22 protein-coding genes and 1 pseudogene are annotated in these 24801 nt (G+C 41.3%); 6 read left to right on the forward strand and 17 right to left on the reverse strand.

Annotated features, from left to right (window positions below):
• Nucleotides 1–7: 7 nt before the first annotated feature.
• Both JEU79_RS01165 and ilvA read right to left on the reverse strand, forming a co-directional pair.
• On the reverse strand, nt 8–220 hold the full coding sequence (locus JEU79_RS01165) for a hypothetical protein (RefSeq protein ID WP_198262619.1): 213 nt from the start codon (nt 218–220) through the stop codon (nt 8–10).
• Nucleotides 221–406: 186 nt separating this feature from the next.
• Complete coding sequence (gene ilvA, locus JEU79_RS01170; RefSeq protein ID WP_198262620.1) at nt 407–1921, reverse strand: threonine ammonia-lyase, biosynthetic; 1515 nt, start codon at nt 1919–1921, stop codon at nt 407–409.
• Nucleotides 1922–2289: 368 nt separating this feature from the next.
• On the opposite strand from ilvA, the gene rpiA reads away from it, so the two are divergent.
• The gene (gene rpiA / locus JEU79_RS01175) at nt 2290–2946 is read left to right on the forward strand and encodes a ribose-5-phosphate isomerase RpiA (RefSeq protein ID WP_198262621.1); all 657 of its coding nucleotides are present in this window, start codon (nt 2290–2292) and stop codon (nt 2944–2946) included.
• 154 nt (nt 2947–3100) lie between these two features.
• On the opposite strand, the gene JEU79_RS01180 is transcribed toward rpiA, so the two are convergent.
• Entirely contained in the window at nt 3101–7012 is a 3912-nt protein-coding gene (locus JEU79_RS01180; protein ID WP_198262622.1) for a DUF3683 domain-containing protein, read from the reverse strand.
• A gap of 640 nt (nt 7013–7652) precedes the next feature.
• Entirely contained in the window at nt 7653–7883 is a 231-nt protein-coding gene (locus JEU79_RS01185) for a hypothetical protein (protein WP_198262623.1), read from the reverse strand.
• Nucleotides 7884–8088: 205 nt separating this feature from the next.
• Here JEU79_RS01185 and JEU79_RS01190 point away from each other — a divergent pair, with 205 nt between their 5' ends.
• Complete coding sequence (locus JEU79_RS01190) at nt 8089–8793, forward strand: transposase (protein ID WP_198262624.1); 705 nt, start codon at nt 8089–8091, stop codon at nt 8791–8793.
• 198 nt (nt 8794–8991) lie between these two features.
• Here the strand turns inward: JEU79_RS01190 and JEU79_RS01195 are convergent, their stop codons facing one another.
• The 8 genes and pseudogenes from JEU79_RS01195 to JEU79_RS01230 all read right to left on the reverse strand — a co-directional run bounded on the left by JEU79_RS01195 (nt 8992) and on the right by JEU79_RS01230 (nt 14588).
• A complete protein-coding gene (locus tag JEU79_RS01195; protein WP_198262625.1) occupies nt 8992–10158 on the reverse strand; it encodes a porin in 1167 nt (388 codons plus the stop codon).
• Nucleotides 10159–10598: 440 nt separating this feature from the next.
• Nucleotides 10599–11036, reverse strand: a complete 438-nt coding sequence (locus JEU79_RS01200; protein ID WP_198262626.1) for a hypothetical protein — start codon at nt 11034–11036, stop codon at nt 10599–10601.
• Nucleotides 11037–11064: 28 nt separating this feature from the next.
• Entirely contained in the window at nt 11065–11349 is a 285-nt protein-coding gene (locus tag JEU79_RS01205; RefSeq protein ID WP_198262627.1) for a nucleotidyltransferase domain-containing protein, read from the reverse strand.
• A gap of 72 nt (nt 11350–11421) precedes the next feature.
• A complete protein-coding gene (locus tag JEU79_RS01210; protein WP_198262628.1) occupies nt 11422–12297 on the reverse strand; it encodes a Uma2 family endonuclease in 876 nt (291 codons plus the stop codon).
• Nucleotides 12298–12564: 267 nt separating this feature from the next.
• A complete protein-coding gene (gene rpsI, locus JEU79_RS01215; protein ID WP_198262629.1) occupies nt 12565–12954 on the reverse strand; it encodes a 30S ribosomal protein S9 in 390 nt (129 codons plus the stop codon).
• Between the two features lie 12 nt (nt 12955–12966).
• Complete coding sequence (gene rplM / locus JEU79_RS01220; protein WP_198262630.1) at nt 12967–13395, reverse strand: 50S ribosomal protein L13; 429 nt, start codon at nt 13393–13395, stop codon at nt 12967–12969.
• Between the two features lie 160 nt (nt 13396–13555).
• Nucleotides 13556–13711: a hypothetical protein gene (locus tag JEU79_RS01225; RefSeq protein WP_198266122.1), complete on the reverse strand. Its 156-nt coding sequence runs from the start codon at nt 13709–13711 to the stop codon at nt 13556–13558.
• Nucleotides 13645–14588 (reverse strand): annotated as a pseudogene (locus JEU79_RS01230) (IS1595 family transposase). Before JEU79_RS01230 ends, JEU79_RS01225 begins: the two are co-directional and overlap by 67 nt.
• Nucleotides 14589–14997: 409 nt before the next feature.
• On the opposite strand from JEU79_RS01230, the gene JEU79_RS01235 reads away from it, so the two are divergent.
• Nucleotides 14998–15915: a DUF4351 domain-containing protein gene (locus tag JEU79_RS01235; RefSeq protein ID WP_198262631.1), complete on the forward strand. Its 918-nt coding sequence runs from the start codon at nt 14998–15000 to the stop codon at nt 15913–15915.
• Nucleotides 15916–15926: 11 nt separating this feature from the next.
• Here the strand turns inward: JEU79_RS01235 and JEU79_RS01240 are convergent, their stop codons facing one another.
• Nucleotides 15927–16241, reverse strand: coding sequence for a (2Fe-2S) ferredoxin domain-containing protein (locus JEU79_RS01240; protein ID WP_198262632.1), 315 nt, complete (start codon nt 16239–16241; stop codon nt 15927–15929).
• A gap of 88 nt (nt 16242–16329) precedes the next feature.
• Between JEU79_RS01240 and JEU79_RS01245 the strand changes: the two genes are divergently transcribed.
• Together JEU79_RS01245 and coq7 are read left to right on the forward strand one after the other, a co-directional pair.
• Nucleotides 16330–17565 carry a (Fe-S)-binding protein gene (locus JEU79_RS01245; RefSeq protein WP_198262633.1) on the forward strand — a complete coding sequence of 412 codons (1236 nt, stop codon included), beginning with the start codon at nt 16330–16332 and terminating at the stop codon, nt 17563–17565.
• An 8-nt stretch (nt 17566–17573) separates the two neighbouring features.
• Nucleotides 17574–18224 (forward strand): 2-polyprenyl-3-methyl-6-methoxy-1,4-benzoquinone monooxygenase, encoded by a 651-nt coding sequence (gene coq7 / locus JEU79_RS01250; protein WP_198262634.1) that lies wholly within the window; start codon nt 17574–17576, stop codon nt 18222–18224.
• 121 nt (nt 18225–18345) lie between these two features.
• Here coq7 and JEU79_RS01255 read toward each other — a convergent pair whose 3' ends face one another.
• Entirely contained in the window at nt 18346–19218 is an 873-nt protein-coding gene (locus JEU79_RS01255) for a putative metalloprotease CJM1_0395 family protein (protein WP_198262635.1), read from the reverse strand.
• Nucleotides 19219–19428: 210 nt separating this feature from the next.
• On the opposite strand from JEU79_RS01255, the gene fabA reads away from it, so the two are divergent.
• Nucleotides 19429–19944 carry a 3-hydroxyacyl-[acyl-carrier-protein] dehydratase FabA gene (fabA, locus tag JEU79_RS01260; RefSeq protein ID WP_198262636.1) on the forward strand — a complete coding sequence of 172 codons (516 nt, stop codon included), beginning with the start codon at nt 19429–19431 and terminating at the stop codon, nt 19942–19944.
• Nucleotides 19945–20058: 114 nt separating this feature from the next.
• On the opposite strand, the gene malQ is transcribed toward fabA, so the two are convergent.
• From malQ to glgC, 3 genes are read right to left on the reverse strand one after another with little or no spacing between them, the layout of a single operon-like run.
• Nucleotides 20059–21582, reverse strand: coding sequence for a 4-alpha-glucanotransferase (gene malQ, locus JEU79_RS01265; RefSeq protein WP_198262637.1), 1524 nt, complete (start codon nt 21580–21582; stop codon nt 20059–20061).
• A 16-nt stretch (nt 21583–21598) separates the two neighbouring features.
• The gene (locus JEU79_RS01270; RefSeq protein WP_246539886.1) at nt 21599–23386 is read right to left on the reverse strand and encodes a glycoside hydrolase family 57 protein; all 1788 of its coding nucleotides are present in this window, start codon (nt 23384–23386) and stop codon (nt 21599–21601) included.
• Nucleotides 23387–23419: 33 nt separating this feature from the next.
• Nucleotides 23420–24688 carry a glucose-1-phosphate adenylyltransferase gene (glgC, locus tag JEU79_RS01275; protein WP_198262638.1) on the reverse strand — a complete coding sequence of 423 codons (1269 nt, stop codon included), beginning with the start codon at nt 24686–24688 and terminating at the stop codon, nt 23420–23422.
• Nucleotides 24689–24801 lie beyond the last annotated feature (113 nt).

Below are 24801 nucleotides of genomic sequence, written 5' to 3' on the forward strand. Positions count from 1 at the left end.
ACGTATACTATAAACCGAAAGAAGCCAAACCGCTAATCAGTACACCGACTAGAACAAAATAGCTTAAAATCAGCACGGGATCACGTCTAAAACTCGATTTTTTACGTGATAATTTATTATGACGAGACAATTTATTATAAGAAAGTGAAATTAAACGCTCATTGGAATTACTACCAGGACGGCTCAATCCATAACAACCTGTAGAACTATAACTACTCACAGCAAACCCCTCAAAAAATCCATTATTTTATTATTATTATCAGTACTTTTTATTATTAATTTATTTAAGTACTTTTTTAGCTTTTTACATTAACTTTTGTAGCTTCTAGGGATTACACCTAGGAAGTATGGGTATATTGCCAATTTTTGTTTTTGAATGCAAGGATTTTCCTACTTTATCTGACAATTAAATAAGAAATTCTTTGTAGGCCGGATTTTCCGTTTCATCCTTATAGCTATAACCCAAGTCATCGAGGAATCGATGAAAATTTTCCAGTTCAGCATCCGGCACCTGAATGCCTGCCAATACCCGTCCAAAGGCCGCGCCATGATTGCGATAGTGGAACAAACTGATATTCCAGTTCTGCCCGATACCGCGAAGAAATCGTAATAATGCACCGGGACGCTCGGGAAATTCAAAACGATACAAGTGTTCATTTTTCACCACCGGTGCATGACCGCCCACCATGTGACGCAGGTGCAACTTGGCAATTTCATTATCACTAAAATCAACCACCGGATAGCCCTTAGAAGTCAATGCATCAAACAATGCCTGCTTTTCTTCTTCGGCATTACTGGTTTTAACCCCAACAAAAACCCGTGCTAGTTCATCATGAGCATAACGATAATTAAATTCAGTAATACCGCGATTCCCAACAATCTTACAAAACTTATAAAAGCTACCAGGCGCCTCATCAATCGTTGCTGAAAATAAAACTTCGCGATGTTCACCCAACTCAGCTCGCTCGGCAACATGACGCAGGCGATCAAAATTAATATTAGCGCCACTATTAATGGCAACGAACATTTTATTACTAATGTCATGCTCGCTGATATATTTTTTCAATCCTGCGACAGCCAAAGCACCGGCAGGTTCAGTCACCGTTCGAGTATCATCAAAAATATCTTTAATCGCGGCACACATTTCATCGGCATTGACCAAAATGACTTCGTCCACACATTTTTGCGCGACCTTAAAGGTTTCTTTTCCGACTTGTTTAACCGCGACACCATCAGCGAAAATACCGACCTGCTCCAAAATCACTCTTTCATTAGCTTTTAGAGCGTCATGCATTGAGGCTGCATCATCGGGTTCCACACCAATGATTTTAATATTAGGGTAAAGATACTTAATATAAGCAGAAACGCCGGCAATCAGCCCACCACCACCCACCGGTACGAAGATAGCCTCCGGCTCTTGTTCACATTGCTGCATAATTTCCATCGCAATGGTTCCCTGTCCGGCAATCACATCGGGATCATCATAAGGATGCACAAAGGTCCAACCATGCAGTTTTTCTAATTTTTTTGCATGTTCATAAGCTTCATCATAACTATTGCCATGCAATTCAACTTTTGCCCCGAGACGTTTGACAGCCATCACTTTAATATCGGGGGTCGTTTTAGGCATCACAATCAAGGCATTTATGCCCAGTTTATTGGCGGATAAAGCAACCCCCTGAGCATGATTGCCCGCTGAAGCTGCAATAACCCCTAGGTCTTTTTCTGTCTGACTCAGTTGCACCATTTTGTTATAGGCACCACGAATTTTAAAGGAAAATACCGGTTGCAAGTCTTCGCGTTTGAGTAGGATTTGATTACCTGTACGCAGGGATAAATTAACCGCTGGATCCAGTGGTACTTTATCAACGATATCGTAAACATGGGATTTAAGTATCTTTTTTACATAATTTTCTAACATAGCCGCTAAGTTACCAATATTTTGAAATTAAGTCTAATGAAATGTGATAGTAGAGGCGTTTACAGCGCAATTAGCACAAAAAACCATTAGCTACGAGACTTCTGGCACTTTGGCCTGAAATCAAGGATAATATCGCCAAAAATGAATTCAACCTAAAATAATCAGTTGAATCGTAGCGAGAGCGACTTAGGTGCTGAAGATTAAGGGTTTTACAGGTTATTTTGGCTTTATTCGTAGTCACCTACGGGTGAAGTCAAAATGTTCTGGAAAATCCTTAAGATTCAGTGCATAAGGCGGTCGCAGTAGGTTCAACTGATTTTTTTAGGTTCAAAGAAATCGGCTGAAAAAACAGCAAGAAGGAGAACATGATGAATCAAGATGAAATGAAACAAGCAGTCGCAAGGGCGGCTATCGAGCACGTCGTACCGGATACAATTATTGGTGTTGGTACGGGTTCTACCGCCAACTTTTTTATTGATGAACTAGCCAAAATCAAACACAAAATTAATGGTGCAGTTGCCAGTTCAGAAGCCACTGCCGAGCGTCTACGCGGTCATGGTATTGAAGTATTTGACTTAAACTCCGTCAGCGAAATGTCCGTTTATATTGATGGCGCTGACGAAACCAATAAAGCCTTTCACCTAATCAAAGGTGGTGGTGGTGCTCTAACGCGTGAAAAAATCGTTGCTGCGGTCGCTGACAAGTTTGTTTGTATTGTTGATGAGACAAAATTAGTCAGCTATATGGGTAAATTTCCACTACCTGTTGAAGTGATTCCGATGGCCCGCAGTTATGTAGCGCGTGAAATCGTCAAATTAGGTGGCGAGCCAGTCTTACGTGAAGGCTTTACTACCGACAATGGCAACATTATTCTGGATGTACACGGCATGGAAATTATGGAGCCGGTGAAATTAGAAAATCAACTCAATGCCATTGTCGGTGTTGTCACTAATGGCTTATTCGCTCAACGCCCTGCGGATGTATTGCTAGTTGGTACACCCAATGGCGTTAGAGAAGGTTTTTAAGAATATTATTTAAACCATTTGTTTGAACCCTTTGTTTGAACATCGATGATGCGCTTCGTACCTCAGCAGCATCCTACACATACAAAACCGTAGGATGCTGCTGAGGTACGAAGCGCATCAACTTCAATTACCGACATACTCCCTACACTAAAATCTACAACAGCACCCGCTCAATTCCACCATGGGTGGCATCATCAATAAACTGCTTCTGCCATTCATCCCCTAAGGTCTTCTGACACAATTCCACGACAATATATTCCGCCGTCATCTCAGTTTCACCGCGATAGCGATTCAAACCTTGCTGGCAAGCAGGGCAAGTCGTTACTAATTTAACCGGCGCTTTCTTAACTAACTCTTTTTTATCAGCCACTTGCTCAAAATGATTGATGTTTTGCTGCAATTCTTCCTGCTTACGATAGCGTAGCTGACTGGAAATGTCCGGTCTGGACACCGCCAAGGTACCCGACTCACCACAGCAGCGATCCGACAAAATCACATTATCGCCCAAAATAGCCTTGGCCACCGCCAAGGGTTGCTGGGTTTTAATCGGTGTATGACAGGGATCATGATAAATATACCCCACCGCCTGACTATCAGCATCCAGCGAATAACCTTTTTCCGCTAGGTATTCATGAATATCCAATAAACGACAATTAGGAAATATTTTCTGAAATTGATATTTCAATAATTGATCCATACAAGTACCACAAGACACCAATACGGTTTTGATATCCATATAGTTCAGGGTATTAGCAATACGATGAAACAAGACCTGATTATCCGTTGATATCGCCTGCCCTTTTGCGGCTTCACCACCCGCCGTTTGAGGATAACCACAACAGAGATAGCCCGGCGGCAATACTGTTTGCGCACCGGAATGATACAGCATCGCCAAGGTCGCCATGCCCACCTGACTGTATAAACGCTCCGAGCCACAACCGGGAAAATAAAACACCGCATCCGATTCTTCGGCATTTTTTCCGATAAGCTCGGCATTACGCAAAATAGGAATAGTAGTGCTGTCTTCTACCCCTAATAACTTGCGCATCGGCTGTGATGGAATATCCGCTGGCATGGGCTTTTTAACAAAGTTAATCACCTGCTCTTTAATGGGCATTTTTCCATGGGTAGTATGGGGAATTTTACCTGCCACCAAAAAACCAAAACGCTTGGCGAATTGATGTCCCAGACGCTGAGCTTTATAAGACCATTCGATCATCACTTTACGCATGACGTTGATCACTGCCGGATCAGTCACATTAAGATAGGCCATGGCCAGCTTATTCATCAGCGAAAAGCGTTTTTGTTTGCGATTGCGTAAAATCGTACGCATCTGAATAGATACATCACCAAAATCAATGTTCACCGGACAGGGATTCAAGCACTTATGACACACAGTGCAATGATCGGCGACATCATTCATCTCATCAAAATGACGGATGGAAATACCCCGACGAGTTTGCTCTTCATAGAGAAAAGCTTCCATGATCAGCCCCGTGCCCAGAATTTTGTTACGCGGTGAATAGAGTAAATTCGCTCGGGGAATGTGGGTACTACACACTGGCTTACATTTGCCACAGCGTAGGCAATCTTTGATCTCATTATTCAGTGCACCCAGCTCACTGGCCTCAAGGATCAGTGCTTCTTGCTGCAACAATTGCAAGGAAGGCGTATAGGCATTTTCCAGTCCTGCATTCGCCATCAATTTGCCAGGGTTAAAATGATTATCCGGGTCGACTTTATCTTTATAGGTTTTAAACGCCGCTAAAATATCATCATTTAAAAATTGTAACTTAGTAATGCCAATGCCATGTTCACCGGAAATAACACCACCTAACTGTTCCGCCAGCCCCATGATTTCTTCCACCACCTTATCAGCGGTTTGCAACATATCATAGTCATTGGAATGCACAGGAATATTAGTATGCACATTGCCATCACCGGCATGCATGTGAGTGGCAACAAATAATCGACCCGGACGAATATCAGCATGGATTTTATCCAACTGTTCATTAATATCCGACAGATTCAGGCCACTGAATAATTCTTTTAATGGCCACTCAACTTCATCACGATAGGAAACCCGTAACACTCTTTTTTGTAATAGCTCAAAAAAGGTGAGCGATAATTGCTTTGTGTCTAATGAATAGGCGCTGGCAATACTGTCATCCAGTTGCCCTGCCGGTGTATCCAGTTGTTCCAATAAGCTATTCCAACGATATTGGACAGCATTAATCAGTTTCAATGCCGCTGTTTTCTTATCCTGCAGTATCGTATTGGTTTCTTCTGAGCCTTCAAATTCAGGGTTTTTTGAGCTGATTTTTAAATCACTATGTAAATATTTATCCACCGCCGCAACAATTTTTAACTTGTTTTTGATCGAGTGAATGATATTAATACGTTCAATACCCAGGGTATATTCTGCCAATTTATCCAGAGGAATAACGACATCTTCATTGATTTTAAAGGCATTGGTATGAGAGGCAATCGCCGCCGTTCGAGCACGATCCAACCAGAAATATTTTCGTGCTTCCGGGCTCACAGCAATAAAACCTTCGGCATCACGGGCATTGGCTAATTGCACAATTTTTGAAGCGGCACGTGCCACCATATCTTCATCATCCGAAGCGATATCAGCAAGCAATACCATTTTGGGTAATTCAGTACGGGGGGATTTAGTGGAATAATCAACGGCCTTGATATAACGCTCATCAAGATGCTCAAGACCGGCTAAGACCACCCCTTTTTGCGTTTTAAGATAGTCGATGGTTTCAACAATGGCGGGTACTGAATTGCCCATGTCCGAACCGAAAAATTCCATACACACCGTACGAATATGTTGTGGCATAGTATGCAGGATAAACACGGCAGAGGTAATAATACCATCACAGCCTTCTTTTTGAACGCCCGGCAAGCCACCCAGAAACTTATTGGTGACATCCTTGCCCAGCCCCAATTTGCGCAAATCGGCACCGGGAATTTCTAACACAGTTTCAGATTCGATGTCTTTATTATTGGCCGCCATGCGCGTGACTTTAAAGCGCACGGTTTCGACCTCGTGGATCTTACCCAGATTATGATCCAAGCGTTCAATAGTCATCCAACGTGCATCCGGTGTGACCATTTTCCAAGACAATAAATTATCCAGCGTCGTACCCCACATGACCGCTTTTTTACCACCGGCATTCATGGAAATATTGCCACCGATACAGGAAGCATCTTGTGACGTGGGATCAACAGCAAACACAAAGCCCTGCTCTTCTGCGCGTTCAGAGACTCTTCGTGTCACCACCCCGGCACCCGTTGCCACCGTCGGCACCGATATCAACTCACTGGCATCTGCATTATTCACCTGACAGCTCAATTGCTGCTGCACCACAGCACCTAGAGTATCCAGTTTTTCGGTATTAATCACCACTGAATAAGCCGTCAGCGGCACCGCACCACCGGTATAGCCTGTGCCGCCACCACGCGGAATAATTGCCAGCCCCAAATCAATACAGGCTTGTACCAGCGCCTGAATTTCATCTTCGGTATCCGGTGTTAGCACCACAAAAGGATATTCCACCCGCCAGTCACTAGCATCTGTCACATGACTGACGCGGGACAGCCCATCAAAGCAGATATTATCTTTACGGGTGATTTTATTAAGTGTTTTAAACACCCTGCGACGTTGTATCGCACTATCAATCAAGCCCTGCTGAAAGTCATTCACTGCCTGTTCAGCACTGGCTAATAATAACAATACCGATTCATTACCATCCGCACGCAGACGAATTTGTGTCAAACGATGATTTAAAGCCTCTAGCAAGGCATCACGGCGCTTGGGGTTTTCAATTAAGTCATCTTCAATAAATGGATTGCGCGACACCACCCAAATATCGCCTAATACTTCAAATAACATCCGTGCCGAACGTCCCGTCACACGTTTAGAACGTAGGGTATTTAAAACATTCCAGGATTCCTCCCCCAAAAAACGGATAATAATCTCTCTATCAGAAAAAGAGGTATAGTTATAAGGGATTTCACGAATATTGGTTAAAGCTATTTTTTTTGGGTCATTCATCGGGTCATACAAGACGGCTAGGAAAAGAGGCTAATTGTAACAATTTAATCAGCAAAAGAAAAAGGATAGAAAATGAGGAGATTGTTTTTAGTTGAGAAACCACTCAATATGTTTTAAATTAATATCTATACCCGTGATACGCTATTAAAAAGAAAAATAGACACTCAAGCAATCTGACCTATTGTTTGATTGGATTGTACCCCCTGATTGTAATTATTTTAATTAATCGTTTTACAGGTTATTTTGGCTTTATTCGTAGCCACCCTACGGGTGAAGTCAAAATGTTCTGGAAAATCCTTAAGATTCAGTGCATAAGGCGGTCGCAGTAGGTTTAACTGATTTTTTTAGGTTTAACGCAAGGCAACAAAAACTTCTTCAACGAATGTTAGAAGAAGGCGCTTTTAGTGATGGTATTAGTCGCAAGAAATACAAAAATTTAGTACGCAGTTCTGATATAACAATAAAAACCAATAAAAACCAATAAAAAAGACTAAATAAGCAGGTTCAGAATCATTGTAAATACTGACTCTATTGACTTCTCACTCGCTCAGCTATTCTTCTGATAATTTAACAACAGCAAATAACATAACACCAGCAAATAGAATACCTATGAAAATGATTGCCAATGCAGCGTAATCCATTATAACTCTCCTATTTCTTTGGTCTTTTTTGAAATATTGACCACTAATGCGATAATAGTCCCCAAAATAAAAATTGAAAAAACAACTCCAGCCCAAAAGAGCATGTCTATAAGAGCATCATCATAGCGTTTTAATAAACTACCAATAGTTATCACTAACACGCCGAACGCAATAGTCATTGCAACACGCAGAGTGGTCAGTATTTCCTTCACTTCATCAATTTTTCCCATAAACCAAGTATAGCAAATCACAGCTCTATTTCAATTGATATAAAATTAACCGCTAGAAACTAAAAAAGAGTCGTTACTGACGCATACAAATCAAAGAAATCAAAGCAAAATCAAAGCAAAATCAAAGGGTCAGAGTCATTGAATATCTTTTGATATCAAATATAATCAGTAATATGCAAGTAAAGACATATCAAAAGGATTTTATATGGCTCGTTTACCCCGGTTTAACTTACCCAACATTCCTCAACATATTATTCAAAGAGGCAATAACCGACAGGCGTGTTTTTTTTCAGAGCAAGACAACACTGTCTATCTCGATAAATTAAACGAGTATAGTTTGCAGCATGAGGTTGCTATTCATAGTTATGTGCTAATGACAAATCATGTCCATCTACTACTAACACCTTCTACCCCTCAAGGTGCGAGTTTGCTCATGCAATCCCTAGGCCGATATTATGTTCGATATATTAATCAAAAGTATAATCGAAGCGGTACATTATGGGAAGGTCGGTATCGTTCAACAATTGTTGATGATGAAAGCTACTTATTAACTGTTTATCGTTATATAGAATTAAATCCCGTGCGCGCAAAAATGGTCATTAACCCCGCTGAATATCCTTGGTCAAGCTATAGAAAAAATGCAATGGGCAAAGCCATTAAACTCATCAACCCTCACTCTTGCTATCAAGGATTAGGCAATAATGAGAAAAACAGACAGGAAAGTTACCAGTCACTATTTAAGCAAATAATCCCGGATTTTCAATTACAAGAAATTCGAGATGCTACTAATAAAGCTTGGGTTCTCGGTAGTAAAAAATTTAAAAAACAAATTGAAGATCAAACAGGTCGATGTACCTCACCATCAAGGCATGGGGGGGATAGAAAATCACATGAATTTAAACTTAGATAGAATCAACCAATCTGACCCCTTGATTTCGTGACCCCTTGATTTCTTAACCAATCTGCCCCCTTTATTTCTTTCAAAATTAACCGCTAGAAACTAAAAAAGGGTCGTTACTGACGTAACGACCCTTTTTTTCTAAAGTCTGAGTGCTATTTATAAGGCTAGCTTATACATAGTTCCTCAGGATTCTTATCGAAATAAGATTTAGAATTTGTGGATAATACCAACAGAGAATGCATCTGCATCATTACCAATTGAAGGTGAGTTAGCACTACCGTCGTGACCAGAGTTAGTCCAAGGAGTTGAAATAGAGTTCTTATTATTGTCTATGTCAGAGTAGGCTGCATATACAGTAGTACGCTTAGACATTTTGTGATCTAAACCAACAGACCACATAGTCGCGCCATCTTTACATTTTAAAGCACCTGAATTTGCAGCACTGTTACCACCATTACAAGTTTTCAGACCTGAATCATCACGGTCAACTAATTGCATCTTAATAGTATTGTTACCCATCGTATATGCTGCACCTAAAGTCCAGATTGATGGATCAATATCTTTAGTAAAGTTTTGGCTTTCCATGTCAACATAAGAAGCAGCTACTTTTAAGTCACCAAACTTATAAGTACCACCTACACGCCATGCACTGGAATTATCACGATCAGCTGGACGTGCTCCACCTGTAGGAACACGTCCATCTTCGTTATAATCAACATAAGCAACACCAGCCATTAAAGGACCATTTTTATAGATGGCATTAAAAGACCATGCACTTGCATCAGAATCATCACCACTTAAATTAACACCAGTACCGGCATCAATTACATAAGCAATAGTTGAGCTAAAGCCATTCATGTTAGGTGTGACATAAGCGACAACATTGCTAGCACGATTGTTGATTGTGCCGTTACGATTGTTGATTGTGCCGTTTTTAGCTAAACCAACACTAGTGATAATTGAACGAGTGTTACCCACTTGGTCATTAAATAAATCAATCTTACGACCAAAAGTTTTCATTGGTGAATCCCAACGACCAGCTAAAGCAGTACCCCAGTCACCCGATAATGTAATTGCACGGTTACGAAGACTCATGTCTTTGCCGCCTTTATTACCGTCCATACTCACGCCCCACTCGATTAAGTAACCGACTTTCATGCCGTTACCTAAATCTTCAGAACCTTTAACACCGATACGTGAAGAGTTTGAGCTCATAGCCCACTCTTTATATTTAGTACCTTCGTTGTTACTAGTGTTGTTATCTAAATAATCAATAGATGTATGAATCTTACCATATAGAGTAGGACCAGCAGCAATAGCCATCGCAGGAGCGATAACGGCAGCAGCTACAGCAGCAGCAATTAATTTTTTCATTGTATTTCCTTGGTTTTATTAAGAACTTATAGTTTTTAAAATAGGTTATTAAAAACTAAATCTTGTTAGTGCTTCAAATGCAGTTGACTCAACTGCTTTAAAGCAATGTTTCACTGACATGGGTTAATTTAGTCTCTTTTTATCGAAAATGCAACAGTTATTTTTCAAAAAAACGACATTTATTCCAATTTTGTAAGATTTTTTGTCATTTATTTGTAACAAAACAACAAAATTTTAAGTAAAATCGCTTTTTCAAGCACTTATTTGCTTTTTATGTCGTGTTTTATAATTCATTCACTGCTTTTTTATGTTGTTTTATTGCCACTAACATAGTTCGTAGGGTGGGCACGCCTTTTTGTGCCCACCTTTTGTACCTATGCAAGAAGAGTCGCTGAAACAGCGATGTTGACACAGCATGGGCAGATAAAGCCGTGCCCACCCTACGGGTGATGACTTTCAATATACTTCAATGTTGTTTTTGCGATAAAAATAAGCCGTTCACTATAGTCCAATAATTCAGCAAAGAGTTTTTCTAGTTCTTCATCGATATATTCATGAGCAATGGAATTTCTTAAATCTTTGATAGCACGAATATCTTCAATGTTTTCAAATAGATGACGTTTATGAGCATTATTAACCACATCAATTAAGGTTCCCTGTGGTTCAAACTCTGCTTCGTCAATGCTTCTAAACACTTTGCGGATTAAAAAGTCGGTACTGCGGGCAAAACGACTGGACAAGTTTTCAAAAATATCAAAATCAGCCATACTATAGCTATCTTTTAATCCGATAGATTTTGCCTGCTCATAGGAGTGTTGCAACCAAGCGAGCTGCTTGATGAGAAGCCCAGCATTATATTGTAGAACATTCGTTTTCATCTTATTTGTCATGTTTTAGATTGAAGTCTTATAGTTTGAGTGCTTGAGGATAGATCAGTTTTGCAAAAGGTGTATTAAAGCGACCATCATCAAGGATGATATCCATTTTTTGCTCACCAAAGCGTTCATAAAAATCCCAACGCAATTTGGCCAAGTCTTTTTTGGCTAATTGTTTGGATATAACCAATAAATCAATATCGCCCCCCTTTTTATAATCATCCACTCTTGAGCCGAAGAGATAGACTTGAGCTAATTTATCCAGCTCTGCTAGGGAAGTCTTGATGGTGTTAATTTCTTCGGTGGATAAGCGCATGTTACTCAATATCTTAGATAATGAAGTCTATGAGTTTTAATTATAACACATGAATTAATAGGCTCAGGCTTATCAATTCAGCTTATTTCGAAGAACCTCTAACTCTTTTTCTAAAGCATCTGCACGAATTTTTTCTTTTTCTTTCGCTGCAGCAATTTGTTTTATTTCATCTTCTTTTTGGTTTATCACTTCCTCTTTTTGATTTATTTCGTCTTCATTTTGCTTTCTTTCTTCTTCCATGAGTCGTCGTGTTTGTTCTATCATTTGATCTTTATCAGATAATTTATCGTTTAACTGATTAATTAATTCATCACCAAATGGAATATCAATATCCTTGAGAACAAAGCGTAATTTATAATTATCCACTCTCATATGCAGTCCAAGCATGTTGGAATAAACACCTTTACCTGATACGGCTGGAATTTCCTGATATGCGCTACCGTCCAGGCTGTATCCTTTTAATGTATATTTATCTGGATCAAACATAAAATACTCTGGAATGCCTATACGGGCAAACAAGTTTAGCTTTTCTACTTTATCTTTTCGCCTTGTCCCTTTGGACAAAATCTCCAATGCAAAATCAAGTCCTTTTTTCTCCCGCAAAACATTCCAGCTACTGCGATGATGATCGCTGACATCAAAAACTACCAGTAAATCCGGGTAAAATGCTCTTTCGCCTGGATATAGAGTATGTAAATCGGATGCAATAAAAACTTTCTTTCCCTGATTGCCATAGAAACGCCGTAAGACTTCTGTCGCTGATACCCGAGCCTGAAAGTGCATGGTGGTTTCACCCATCAGATTAAACTCATTTTCAAGTGCTGCAATAATCCTTTCTTCAACCTGCTTCTTTTGCGAAAAGGTTAATTGTTGCCATTCTTTTTCAGTAGGTACCAGAAGTGGATCGCTTTGTGAGGGTTTAGTGTCTTTTATTTTAGTTGGATGCATAACAGCTTTCCTGATTATTCTCTTTTATATGCTCGTGATACTTGAAAATGCAGACTTCATTATTTTAACTTAAAGCCTCGCTACGTTTCCAAGTATCACGAGTATACATAGTAGCACGAACCTATAACAAAAAAAGCCCTGCCAGTTTCCCGGCAGGGCTTTTTTGTACAACTTTTATCTTACATAGAGAGTAAGAAAAAGCGGTAAAACGAATTAACGTTTTGAGTACTTTTAACGCTTAGAGTGCTTTTAACGTTTAGAGTACTTTTAACGCTTAGAGTACTGGGGACGCTTACGGGCTTTATGTAGACCGATTTTCTTACGTTCAACTTGACGTGCATCACGGGTAACGAAACCGGCTTTGCGTAGGGCTGGGCGTAGGGCTTCATCATACTCTATCAAAGCGCGTGTGATTCCGTGACGGATAGCACCGGCTTGACCGGTGTTACCACCACCGCTGACGTTAACCATGATATCGAATTTTTCAAGTAATTCTGTCAATTCTAGTGGCTGACGAACAACCATTCTGGACGTTTCACGACCGAAGAATACGTCGATTGGACGACTATTAATAGTGATATCGCCTTTGCCTGGACGTAAATAAACGCGGGCAGATGAGCTTTTACGACGACCTGTTGCATAATATTGTGTAGACATAGTTTATCCTGCTTAGACATCTAGGGTCTTAGGTTGTTGAGCGGTATGTGGATGTTCGCTTCCGGCATACACTTTCATTTTCTTATACATAGCACGACCTAAAGGATTTTTAGGTAACATACCTTTAACTGCCGCTTCAATAATGCGCTCAGGTGCTTTTTCTTGCAACTTTTCAAAGCTGATGCTTTTTAGGTTACCCACATAACCGGTATGGTGATGATACATTTTGTCAGTTCTTTTGTTACCAGTAACGTGAATTTTTTCAGCGTTAATGACAACGATATAATCACCGGTATCAACGTGTGGTGTAAATTCTGGTTTATGTTTACCGCGAAGACGTCTGGCAATTTCCGTTGACAGACGACCCAGGGTTTTGTTTTCAGCATCAACGATATACCAGTCACGTTCAACAGTTTCTGGTTTCGCACTATATGTCTTCATTTTTACAGCGCCTGTATATTAATTTGTTTATTCTACATGTTTATTGAGTCGTCTGTGGTTTTATCCAGCAGAAGAATTGTTAATAAACACTTGTGTTTCAAAGAGCCCGAAATTATACATGAGTTTTCTAATTTTAAAAAGGGTTTTGCTTAAATTAGTTTTATTTATGTCTTTGTGCTTGAAAAATGCTTGAAGTAAGGTTGGGAAATGAATTTTTTGTGAAGATTTGAGGGATAAAAAAATACTTGATTACCCATAAAGCTCCGCCATTTTTAGGAGCTTTCCATTCATAGGTGGCGTTTTCATCGCCACGCATAAAAACCTTGGCATCATGTCTTTTAAGTTAAAGCGTCAAACCGATAACAAAATTCAGCAAGATACCGAGGTAAATGTTTTGAGTTAATGGAATGATAGCTTCCCTTCATAGAGTTTTTAATATTACCTATCATAGTGTTAACCCAGATAAACTCAATTTTATCAACACTTGCCGCACCACCACCCGTGACGATTGGAACATGCTTACAGTCAGCTTCTTTAACCGCAGGAAAACAATTTAACCCATCTGAGTAAACAGTACTTCCAGGTGTTAAATGAGTTTGTGCCCATCGTTTTATTTCACTGGATTTAAACCCTTTAAGCACATTTAAATTCATTGCAATCGGGTGTCCATCTTCATTAGTAGAAACGGCTGCAACGAACGGTGTTTTATTTTCTGAACCACGACCTCTGGAGCCGCCTCTGTGCTCACCACCCCAGTAGGCATCATCAATTTGAATGATGCCTGATAAAGGTTTACTGTCATCACGTTCTTTCATAACCTGCATGATCTTTTGTTTCATACTCCAGGCTGTATTGTAGCTTACCTTAAGCTGTCTCTTTAATTCTAATGCTGAAACCGCTGTCTTCAATTGAGTCATAAGATGAATCGCTAAAAACCACTTAGATAAAGGCAGTTTGGTACTATCAAATATTGTCCCACAGGTTGCTGATGTCTGATGATGACAATGGTGGCACTGATAAAGATGGCGATGTTCTAGAGTGCAATAAGTCTTATTGCCACACTCTGGGCAAACAAATCCATCAGGAAATTTCCATTTAAATAAGGCTTGTCGGCACTGTTTGTCAGTGCCATAATCATTAAAAAGCTCAAATAAACTATAACCTTCTTGAAACTGAATTTTATTTTTTGACATCATTCTACTCCACACATAATCTATACTTTAATTATAGTATAATTATAGTATAATTATAGTATAATTATCGAAATATGGCGGAGCTTTGTGGGTAATCAAGAAAAAATAAGGCGCAACCAAGGGGGGGGAGTTACGCCGTTATAAAAACCACCAAAGGAGGATGGAGGTAAAAGTAACTGCTGGTCACTTCTTGTGAACAGTAATCAGTTAAATAACAATATACTGATATACTGATATACTATTATTTTGTCAAGTCTCTTTAAAAAATCAGTCTCTTTTTTTATGAATACATCGTTTCCATAAGGAATGCATTGTTATTAATACCTCAACTGAATGTATTTCTTTTAATTATTGATTGCTGTTCGTTATTCATTTGGGTAAACTATTGTTCTTATCATACGGAGGTGATATGACACATAGCCATGATCAAAATTTCAAAAATCTCATTTTAGATTATCCCATTCAGGCCATTCAATTTTTTGCCCCTCAGGAAAAGCTACCGAGTAATGAGTCTATCAAGGCTACCCCTTTGCGCCAGGAACAACTAAAGGAAAAATTGGGTGCTCGCTATAGAGAGCTTGATACACCCATTATGCTTGAATGGCCAAACAGTGATAAAAAGGCATTGATCTTTTTACTGGAAGAAGAAAGTCTAACGGCCCGTTTTTCTATTCGTCGTCTGGCTCACTATTGTTTGGATATAAGTGAGCTCTATAAAACAAGCTATATAGTGCCTGTCGTTATTTTTCTTAAGGGAGGGATTTACCCGCAATCTTTAAAACTTGGTAGTGAGCATCATATTTTCTTAAATTTTCATTTTATTGCCTGTGATCTGAGTACCTTGGATGCCAACCAATACCTTGAAAGTAACAACCTTGTTGCGCGATTAAATCTCCCCTTAATGTGCTATAATGAGTCTCAGAAAGTGTCTATTTACGCACAGGCAATCAAAGGCTTGATGACTATTGAGCCATCCATTAATCAACAAATGAAATATATTGATTTTATTGACCAATATATTGAACTCACTACTGAAGAACAGAAACTTTATCAAGATCGTTATTTAGCAGAAAATTCTGAAGGAGAACAATCAATGGGACATGCACAATTGCTTCGTGATGAAGGTATAGAACAAGGTATGCAACAAGGCATGCAGCAAGGAATGCAACAAGGTGAGGCAATGTTATTGCTCCGCCAGATTGAGCGTAAATTTGGTAAGGTACCCGCCACGATTCAACAAAAGATACAACAGGCAGATACTGACAGTTTATTATTATGGGCTGATAATATTTTAGTGGCTCAGCATTTGGAAGATGTTTTTGTATAACATCTTGTCGCTTAGCTCGGCAATTGCAGACGCTTGACGACGTTGCCATTGACTAAGTGCTGCGCGATAATTTCATCGAGATCGGCTTCATTTTTAAAGGTATACCAGATCCCTTCGGGGTAGATCACTAACACCGGGCCCTGACCACAGCGTCCCATGCAACCTCCGCTATTAATTCGTACCTGTCCGGCATTATGGATACCTAAATCTTTGCATTTATTTTTCATATATTTACGCATTTCGCGAGCATTGGAGCGCTGACAGCAATTACTGCCGTCTTCACGGTCATTGGTACACATAAACAGGTGCTTGGAATAATAGGACATTTTGGCAGGTGTTCTCCGAATTTATTTGCTTTGAGTGGTATAATAGCAGAATCTCTCTTAAAGAAATATTAGTGCTAGTGGATTATTTTTGACTATTCAACAAACAATTTCTCAGCTTACCAACCAGTGTGTTCTCTGTGGCTTATGTATTCCTCATTGTCCTACTTATCAGATATTTAGAACTGAGAATGAGTCACCACGGGGTCGGATTACACTTTATAAAGCGTTGGCTGAAGCGCGTTTTGAAGTCTCAGATGAGAGTCGTGAAGGTTTGCTAACTTCATTGGATCACTGTCTGAGTTGCCGTGCCTGTGAAAAAATGTGCCCTTCTCAAGTGCAATATGGCCTTATCAATACCCTGGGTCGGGCATTAGTCGCCGAGCAATTTGCACAGAAAAAATCTTTATTGAAGTCCTTTGATAAGCAGCGATTAGTTGAGAAAGTATTGGTGACACCGGCTCTACATTCTTTAGTTAAATTTTCAGCAAAGTTCATAGCACCGCTTGAATCATTGACTACTGGCAGTACTTATAGTGATGAGATTGCCCTTCAGCCATCTAAACTACGGGATTTTTATCCTGCCAATGCACCTCAAGCACAGGTAGTTTTGTTTAAAGGCTGTAGTAGTGACTTGTTTGGGCAACAAACATTGCTTGATGCCATTGTATTATTAAATGCCTGTCAATTTGATGTCATCGTACCGACTAAACAACACTGCTGTGGTGGCATCAGCGCTCGTCAGGGTGATCAACAAGCGATGGCACAATTGACAGAACAGAACCGGCAACAATTTAAGCCGCTATTGAAAACCAGTCAGGCACTGATTTCTATCACCAATAGCTGCACGGCACAGCTTAAAGACTATGCTGATGTGGATTTTACTCATCAAGTGAATGATATTATTACTTTTTTAGCTCCGGCAATCAAAAGCAGTGGGCTACAGTTCGCGCCACTACCTATTGGATCGGGTTCACAACAGGTCGGGGTTCATGTGTCTTGCAGTTTGAAAAATGTGCTCAAGGGAGATGATTTGTTATTTGATTTGCTGGCACAGATACCTAATATTGAATTAATAAAAATTGATGATCAATTTTGCTGTGGCGCGGCCGGTAGTTATATGATCCAATATCCCGATGTTGCTAATCGCTTGCTGGATGATAAAATAACTGCGGTGATAGCTCAAAGTTATGAGTTAATTGTGTCTTCAAACATTGCTTGTAGTTTGCATTTTAAGCAGGGGTTGAAAACACATGAAGAAAAAATTGGCCGTCATGTTGAGGTCATTCATCCGATACAATTATTAGCACGGCAGTTAATTACATAGGAATCAATATGTCTACTCATCAACGTCAATATTCTGCACTGGATCATTTGCTGTTTAATATTGATACCGGCGTGCGTACTTTGTTAGGCGCACCGCAGACAACTGAAAGGAAAAATCCTGCTGAGGCACAGCCTGAGAGCGATCTCAGTGAGGCTGATAAGAAGCTTTCCGGACGTTTGATGCGCATTAATCATGCTGGAGAAGTGTCGGCTCAGGGACTTTATCAGGGGCAGGCATTAACCGCGAAGCTACCGCATATTCGTGAACAAATGGAGCGTTCGGCACAGGAAGAAAATGATCACCTCGACTGGTGTGCCACTCGCTGTCAGGAGCTTGGCACACATGTTAGTTTATTAAGCCCGCTTTGGTATTTAGGCTCACTCACCATTGGGGCTATTGCTGGTCGTGCTGGTGATAAGTGGAGTCTGGGCTTTGTTTCTGAAACGGAGCATCAGGTGGTGCGTCATTTGGATAGTCATTTGCAGCAGATGTCAGCAGAAGATCTTAAAAGTAGAGCGATTTTAGAGCAAATGAAAGAAGATGAGCTGCATCATGCAGTGATTGCCGAAGATGCTGGTGGGGCGAGCTTGCCTGCGGCAGTGAGGGCGGCGATGAAGCTTTCTTCTCAGGTAATGACACGCAGTGCGTATTATTTGTAGTGTTCATGGCGGGTATTGTGATGCGCTTCGTACCTCAGCAGCATCCTACGAAAGCCTTTAGCAGCGATGGAAAGCCTTTAGCGGCAATGGGAAGCCTTTAGCGTAAATAAAAAGCCTTTAGCTAAATAAAGAAGTCGATGAAGCTCTTTTGTTCTAAGACGCTGGCATTTTGAATGCGTTTGTAGGTATTTTGAATGTTTTTATCATTTTGATCTTGTTGTGGACTTAGAAAATCACTTTCAGGGGTGTTTGCATCGATATATTGAGCCTGAGTATCACGCACTTGTTGAGAAATATCGACTCGAGCCTGCACTTCCATTCGAGAGGCCTGGGCAGCAACGGAGCGATCTTGTGACGATGGATCGGCAGGTGCTGAAGCCGCACGACGAATACGTTGTGCTTTGTTCAGGGTTGCTTGGGGATCGCCTGCAACGGCAGAAGTATCAATGCTCACCTCACCACCCACCGCATAGCGTTTGTTATCGGGGCCAGTTTCATAGTCAAAACTAGCACCGCCTTGGGCTAAATCACCGGCAGCAGAAAGATGTGCCTGCTCATGCGCTTTGACTTCGGTGTCTCGGCTACGTAACTTTTCAACTTCTAAACGCTCTGATTCGCTTAGTTCAGATGAAAATTGCTCGGCTGGTTTGGTCTTATCGGTGGGTTCTTTTTCATCAGTGCTATTTTTATCAGTGCTATTTTTACCGGCAATGCCCGTCTGCTTTGCTGGTGCTTCACTGACCTCAGAATCACCTTTTGCACCGAGTATTTTCGGCTGCTGTGTTTTTGTTTGCGCTGTTTTTGTTGCTTCTGTTTGTGTAGCCTCTGTTTGTGTAGTGCTTGTATTTTGCTTATCAGCAAATGCGATCTGGCGTGCTTGAGCTGAGAAAGTCGCTGTATCTTGAGGCGCTGCGGCAACACGAAGCCCTTCTATCTGTCGAGCAGAATAGACTTGGGGGCTGATGCTTGAATTGACGGCACTATTAATGTTCATTAGCGTTTATTCGTATTCACAAATGCTCTCAAATATTGACAAAATCTTCTCTCAACAAAAAATGAGACTCCTCTAAGCCATTGGCGGCCAGATAAATTGAAACTTTAGGGTATAGGTAAAATTTTTTTGCAGATGCCATAAGAATGAAAATCTGTTAAAATGCCCGAAATTAAATTTAGAACAACGCTTTATAAAAAGTAAAAGGTTTTTATGAACAGACAAAACTCATTCAATAGAGAAGAGTTATTGCAATGTGGTCGTGGTGAGATGTTTGGCCCCGGCAATGCGCAATTACCATTACCCAATATGCTGATGATTGATCGTATCGTCGATATCAATGAAGATGGTGGCGCTCATGGTAAGGGCGGTATTATTGCAGAACTGGATATCAATCCTGATTTGTGGTTTTTCGATTGCCATTTTAAGGGTGATCCGGTGATGCCGGGTTGCCTTGGACTGGATGCTGTTTGGCAACTGGTTGGCTTTTATCTGGGCTGGCTAGGTAGTCCCGGTCGTGGCCGCGCCTTAGGGGTTGGTGAAGTAAAGTTCACTGGACAAGTGTTACCTACAGCGAAAAAAGTGACTTATAAATTGGATCTAAAGCGAGTCATTACCCGCCGTCTGGTCATGGGCATTGCGGATGCCAGTATGTTGGTGGATGATAAAGAAATTTATACCATGAAAGACCTTCGAGTCGGTTTGTTTACTTCTACTGAAAACTTTTAATTTGTAGGGTGGGCATGGCTTCATCTGCCCACGCGGAAGCATGATTGTACTATTGTAAGTCTACCCAGCGTGGCCACAAAAAGCGTGCCCACCCTACGGGTAAACAGTTCGTGTCTACGAAACCAGTCGTCCATAAAGCGTATTCATTTGTCTGCCCAGGTTTTTTGTTTCCTCATCCAGTTGTGCCCAGCTAAATTGCCATTGCCAGTTTCCTTCGGTGGTGCCCGGCGTATTCATGCGCTCTCCTTCTGCCAAGCCCATTAAATCCTGCATGGGGATAATCGCCAGCTTAGCCACCGATGCCATTGCTGTGTTCATGAGCACTTGGTTGAGTTGTTCATACGGGAAATTAAAATATTGCTGGAGATAATGTTTTTCATCGTCATTCAGCGTATTTAACCAGGCTTGTGTAGTGTCATTATCATGCGTGCCGGTATAGACCACACTATTGAGCTGATGATTATGGGGCAGGTAGGGATTACTGCTTTCACCGGAAAAGGCGAATTGTAATATTTTCATACCCGGTAAGTTAAATTTTTCACGCAGTTCGTTGACTTCATCGGTAATAATACCCAGGTCTTCTGCCACCAAGGCCAAATCGGGATAGGCCTGATAGAGAGCTGTGAGTAATTTTTCACCGGGGGATTTCACCCAACGACCATTAATGGCTGTCTCTTCTTCTGCGGGAATTTCCCAGCTGGCTTCAAAACCACGAAAATGATCGATGCGTACCAAATCAAATAGGCTCTTTTGGGTCTGAATACGTGCTTGCCACCAGCTAAAATTGGTCTTTTCTATATTTTCCCAGTGATAATGAGGGTTCCCCCAACGCTGGCCGGTGGCAGAGAAATAATCGGGAGGCACGCCCGCCACAACATCAGAATGTCCCTGCTCATTGAGCTTAAAAAATTGTCGTTGCGCCCAGACATCAGCACTATCATGTGCGACAAAGATCGGTAAGTCACCAAATAAATAAATGCCCTGCTCATTGGCATAATTTTTTAGTGATGCCCACTGGCTAAAAAATAAAAATTGCTCAAATTGATAGGATAAAACTTGCGCTTTCAGGCGAATTCTCGCCTCATTTAAGGCTTCTGCTTCTCTGTTTTTCAGTGTGTCCGGCCAATCAACCCAGCTTTTTTGCTGCTGCTCATTTTTTAATGCACAATAAAGGGCAAAGTCATCCAACCAAAAAGCTTGTTCCTGAATAAAGCGATAAAAGTGCTGGGACTCTTCACTTTTATCAGTCTCAGACTCCAATTGCTTATGAAAATGATTAAAGGCGATAGAGATACATTTTGAACGGCCATACTTTGAAGTATAAGGGGCATCGGTAAAACAATGGTGCAAATCATATTCAGCCAGCCAACCCCGTTCAACCAACCATTGCAGGTCAATAAAATGTGGATTGCCCGCATGAACTGATAAAGATTGATAAGGTGAGCCATCACCATGAGTCGGCCCAAGCGGCAGGGTTTGCCAGACGGTAAAACCCGTCGCTTTGAGAAAATCGACAAAACGGTAGGCATCTTCACCAATAACGCCCTGCCCATAAGGCCCGGGCAAAGAGGTCAAATGCAATAAAACACCTGAGCGACGGGTGTCCAGCGGTGCTGACTGATTATATTGACAATTCATTTAGTTTTTCCAGATCTCATTCTTTTCCCGGGCGCATGGTACCACCGCCCGCAGGTGAACCACTGCCCTGGGTAAAGACTTGAGTGAGATAGCTGGGCGGTAAAACTCCCAGATATTGATATAATATGGATAAATTCAAGCGAAATAGGGATTCAAAACTACTCACAGAATCGGCAGGATTGTAATCGCCAAACCACCAGAACCAGTCAGAGCCTTCGCAAACGGCCAATTGCTGTTCTGCTCTAGCCAGTTCGCCCGGATCAAGTTCTCTTCTGGCCACGACACTATCAAAACATTCTTTGGCCTGAATCAACATATCCCAACCACGGTTTTTTGCCCGATCACCAATCCAAGTGGAAAATGAGCCATAAACCCAGCTTCCAGCCACTAAAGAAGGCAATTTGGTGGGTGTTACATCGCTAGTAACGCAATCAGCAAACGTGCTTAATTCCATATCAGGGTGTTCAGCCAAACGCTGATACAGCGCTGTTAGGAAATAGTAGCCATTTTCCGGGTAATGCTCCCAGGCATTCTCACCATCCAAAATAATTGACACCACTCGACCGCGTTGATCGTCACGGTAGTTTACTATCGTTTCCAGATGCTCAACCAGATTACCTACTGCGTCATCGGCATGCCATTTAGAATAGGTAAAGCCAATTAAGTCCGACAGGCCATCATCACGGAAAAAGCATTGAATGGGGCTGTTTTCGGTCTGTGAAGCATCTTGTGTGTCTGCTGCAGCAGCGTCTATAGTATAAGCTCGGTGCACACCCACATGATTATATACATCGTCCAACATATCCGCACGACTGAGGCTATTGTTGAGTACGCTACCGCCGGTTGCAACCCATTGAAAGCCATATTCTGCTAAGATTTTCAGGGTTTCATCACTCACCGCCCCTTCTGACGGCCAACAGCCCACGGGCTTAAAACCAAAGTGATTTTTAAAAATATCCAGACCCTGTTTAATATGCCAATGCACCCGCTCTTTGCCACCCGGATAAGTGGTTTTTTCCGGTAATGGCACATCTGGCATAGCCTCTCTGGCAGAGTTTATGTCCAGCATTAAGGGCATAATCGGGTGGGCATAAGGGGTGACTGATAGTTCAATCTGTCCTGTCTGCGCCAGCCTACGATAGCGGTCAATAATATTATTATGAATATCACCAATGACTTCCAACAATAAATAACGATCATTTAAGGTATAGTCACTTTCTTTGTACAGTAGGCGTTTTATGCGTGGGTCATTGCGCTTAACCGTTTCGCCAATCCAGGCCAGATGATGCCAGGTCAGCATATCAAAGAGATATTGTTCATGCAGATAAAAAACGGTATCGGGATTATCAATGAACCATTGCGACATATTAGCCAGTTTTTGATAAGCCGGAAAACGATCAATCAGACGCTCACGATTAGCACGCAAGCAGTCATTAATCAGTTGCAACCTGAATTGCGGGCTGGAAGGTAATTTTTCACTGGTCAAACTGGCCAATAAGGGATCGCGCAGCGGGGTGTTATGACGTAAGAAGTCTTTGATTTGTTCTTTATAGTCTTCAATTTGTTCTAATAAGGTGGGGGTAAAGTTAACGACAGCGCGGGCACCGGGAATATTTTCCAGATGATCCACCATATCCACATAGTCTTTAATGACGTGTAGATAGGTCCAGGGCAATTGGTATTCGTTCTTTCTTAGATCCCGATATTCTGGCTGGTGCATGTGCCAGCAGATGACAACTTTTAATTTGTCGTCACTTTTCTCTTCACTTTTTTCTTCAGTAAGGTCTTCATTTACAGTACTCATCAAGGTCCCTTTTAGACTTTTTTAGCTATGACATCATCTCACGGTATGTTTTTTCGGCCCAATCATATCTGAGGTCACTAGGACGATACCACCTTCTGACACCCGGAAATTCTTTTTATCCTCAGCGCGATCAACGCCAATTTTTGTACCCGCAGGGATCTGCGTGCCCTTGTCAATCACCGCATTTTTAATAATGCAATTTTGTCCTATCACCACTTCCGGCAAAATCACCGAATCTTCTATCAGCGAATAGGAATTCACCCGTACATTGGAAAACAGCAGTGAATGCGATACTTTAGCACCAGAGATAATACAACCACCGGATACCATGGAATCAACGGCCATACCTCTGCGTTCATCGTCATCGAAGACAAATTTTGCCGGTGGTAATTGCTCTTGATAGGTCCAGATAGGCCAGATGTCATCATAAAGATTCAATTCTGGTGACACACCAATTAACTCCTGATTCGCCTTCCAGAAAGCATCCAGTGTTCCCACATCACGCCAATAAGTTTGACTCTGCTCTTCTTTGTAATTAAAAGAGTAGGCAAAAGCACGGTATTTATCTACCACATGCGGAATTATATCCTTACCAAAATCACGAGAGGAATTAGGATCATCCGCATCACGGATGAGTTGCTCGAATAAAAAGTCTTTATTAAAAATGTAAATGCCCATAGAAGCCAAAGCACAATCTGGGTTGCCCGGTGAATGCTGGGGGTTTTCTGGTTTTTCAGCAAACTCAATAACGCGGTTATTCTCATCAACAGCCATCACACCAAAGGCTTTAGCTTCCTCCACTGGTACTTCAAAACATCCCACGGTTAAATCCGCCTGGTTTTCAACGTGCTTGGCGAGCATGGCACCATAGTCCATTTTATAAATATGATCACCGGCCAGAACCAGTATGTATTCAGGATTATGTACGCGCAAAATATCAAGATTTTGATAAATTGCATCCGCAGTCCCTAAATACCAATTGTCTTTGATACGTTGCTGTGCCGGCATGAGTTCCACAAATTCGCCAAACTCACCACGAAAATGCCCCCAGCCTTGCTGAATATGGCGGATCAGTGAATGAGATTTATACTGGGTGGCAACAGCAATACGACGGATACCGGAGTTAACACAATTTGATAGCGGGAAATCAATAATGCGGAATTTACCGCCAAAGGGCACACTGGGCTTGGCTCGCCAGGCAGTCAGTTCTTTTAAACGTGAACCCTGCCCGCCAGCCAGGATAATGGCCAAGGTTTCACGGGTAATACGACTAACAAAGCGATGGGTGTTTTCAGTGGACACTGAGCTCTCCTTGAGTGCTTGCGTTGAAAATAGGAACAAAAGTGTTGAAATAAAAAGTGTCAGGATAAAATACTAGGTGCTCGATCCACTTCTACACTTTAATAGATAGGTTC

The organism is sulfur-oxidizing endosymbiont of Gigantopelta aegis, from assembly GCF_016097415.1.
In the GTDB taxonomy this organism is placed as follows: Bacteria; Pseudomonadota; Gammaproteobacteria; order GRL18; family GRL18; genus GRL18.

Bases quoted from the DNA above. Each gene is read 5' to 3' on its own strand.
- ilvA (WP_198262620.1), bottom strand. From the start codon at position 1,921: ATGTTAGAAAATTATGTAAAAAAGATACTTAAATCCCATGTTTACGAT.
- rpiA (WP_198262621.1), top strand. From the start codon at position 2,290: ATGAATCAAGATGAAATGAAACAAGCAGTCGCAAGGGCGGCTATCGAG.
- JEU79_RS01180 (WP_198262622.1), bottom strand. From the start codon at position 7,012: ATGAATGACCCAAAAAAAATAGCTTTAACCAATATTCGTGAAATCCCT.
- JEU79_RS01185 (WP_198262623.1), bottom strand. From the start codon at position 7,883: ATGGGAAAAATTGATGAAGTGAAGGAAATACTGACCACTCTGCGTGTT.
- JEU79_RS01190 (WP_198262624.1), top strand. From the start codon at position 8,089: ATGGCTCGTTTACCCCGGTTTAACTTACCCAACATTCCTCAACATATT.
- JEU79_RS01195 (WP_198262625.1), bottom strand. From the start codon at position 10,158: ATGAAAAAATTAATTGCTGCTGCTGTAGCTGCTGCCGTTATCGCTCCT.
- JEU79_RS01200 (WP_198262626.1), bottom strand. From the start codon at position 11,036: ATGAAAACGAATGTTCTACAATATAATGCTGGGCTTCTCATCAAGCAG.
- JEU79_RS01205 (WP_198262627.1), bottom strand. From the start codon at position 11,349: ATGCGCTTATCCACCGAAGAAATTAACACCATCAAGACTTCCCTAGCA.
- JEU79_RS01210 (WP_198262628.1), bottom strand. From the start codon at position 12,297: ATGCATCCAACTAAAATAAAAGACACTAAACCCTCACAAAGCGATCCA.
- rpsI (WP_198262629.1), bottom strand. From the start codon at position 12,954: ATGTCTACACAATATTATGCAACAGGTCGTCGTAAAAGCTCATCTGCC.
- rplM (WP_198262630.1), bottom strand. From the start codon at position 13,395: ATGAAGACATATAGTGCGAAACCAGAAACTGTTGAACGTGACTGGTAT.
- JEU79_RS01225 (WP_198266122.1), bottom strand. From the start codon at position 13,711: ATGCGTGGCGATGAAAACGCCACCTATGAATGGAAAGCTCCTAAAAAT.
- JEU79_RS01235 (WP_198262631.1), top strand. From the start codon at position 14,998: ATGACACATAGCCATGATCAAAATTTCAAAAATCTCATTTTAGATTAT.
- JEU79_RS01240 (WP_198262632.1), bottom strand. From the start codon at position 16,241: ATGTCCTATTATTCCAAGCACCTGTTTATGTGTACCAATGACCGTGAA.
- coq7 (WP_198262634.1), top strand. From the start codon at position 17,574: ATGTCTACTCATCAACGTCAATATTCTGCACTGGATCATTTGCTGTTT.
- JEU79_RS01255 (WP_198262635.1), bottom strand. From the start codon at position 19,218: ATGAACATTAATAGTGCCGTCAATTCAAGCATCAGCCCCCAAGTCTAT.
- fabA (WP_198262636.1), top strand. From the start codon at position 19,429: ATGAACAGACAAAACTCATTCAATAGAGAAGAGTTATTGCAATGTGGT.
- malQ (WP_198262637.1), bottom strand. From the start codon at position 21,582: ATGAATTGTCAATATAATCAGTCAGCACCGCTGGACACCCGTCGCTCA.
- JEU79_RS01270 (WP_246539886.1), bottom strand. From the start codon at position 23,386: ATGAGTACTGTAAATGAAGACCTTACTGAAGAAAAAAGTGAAGAGAAA.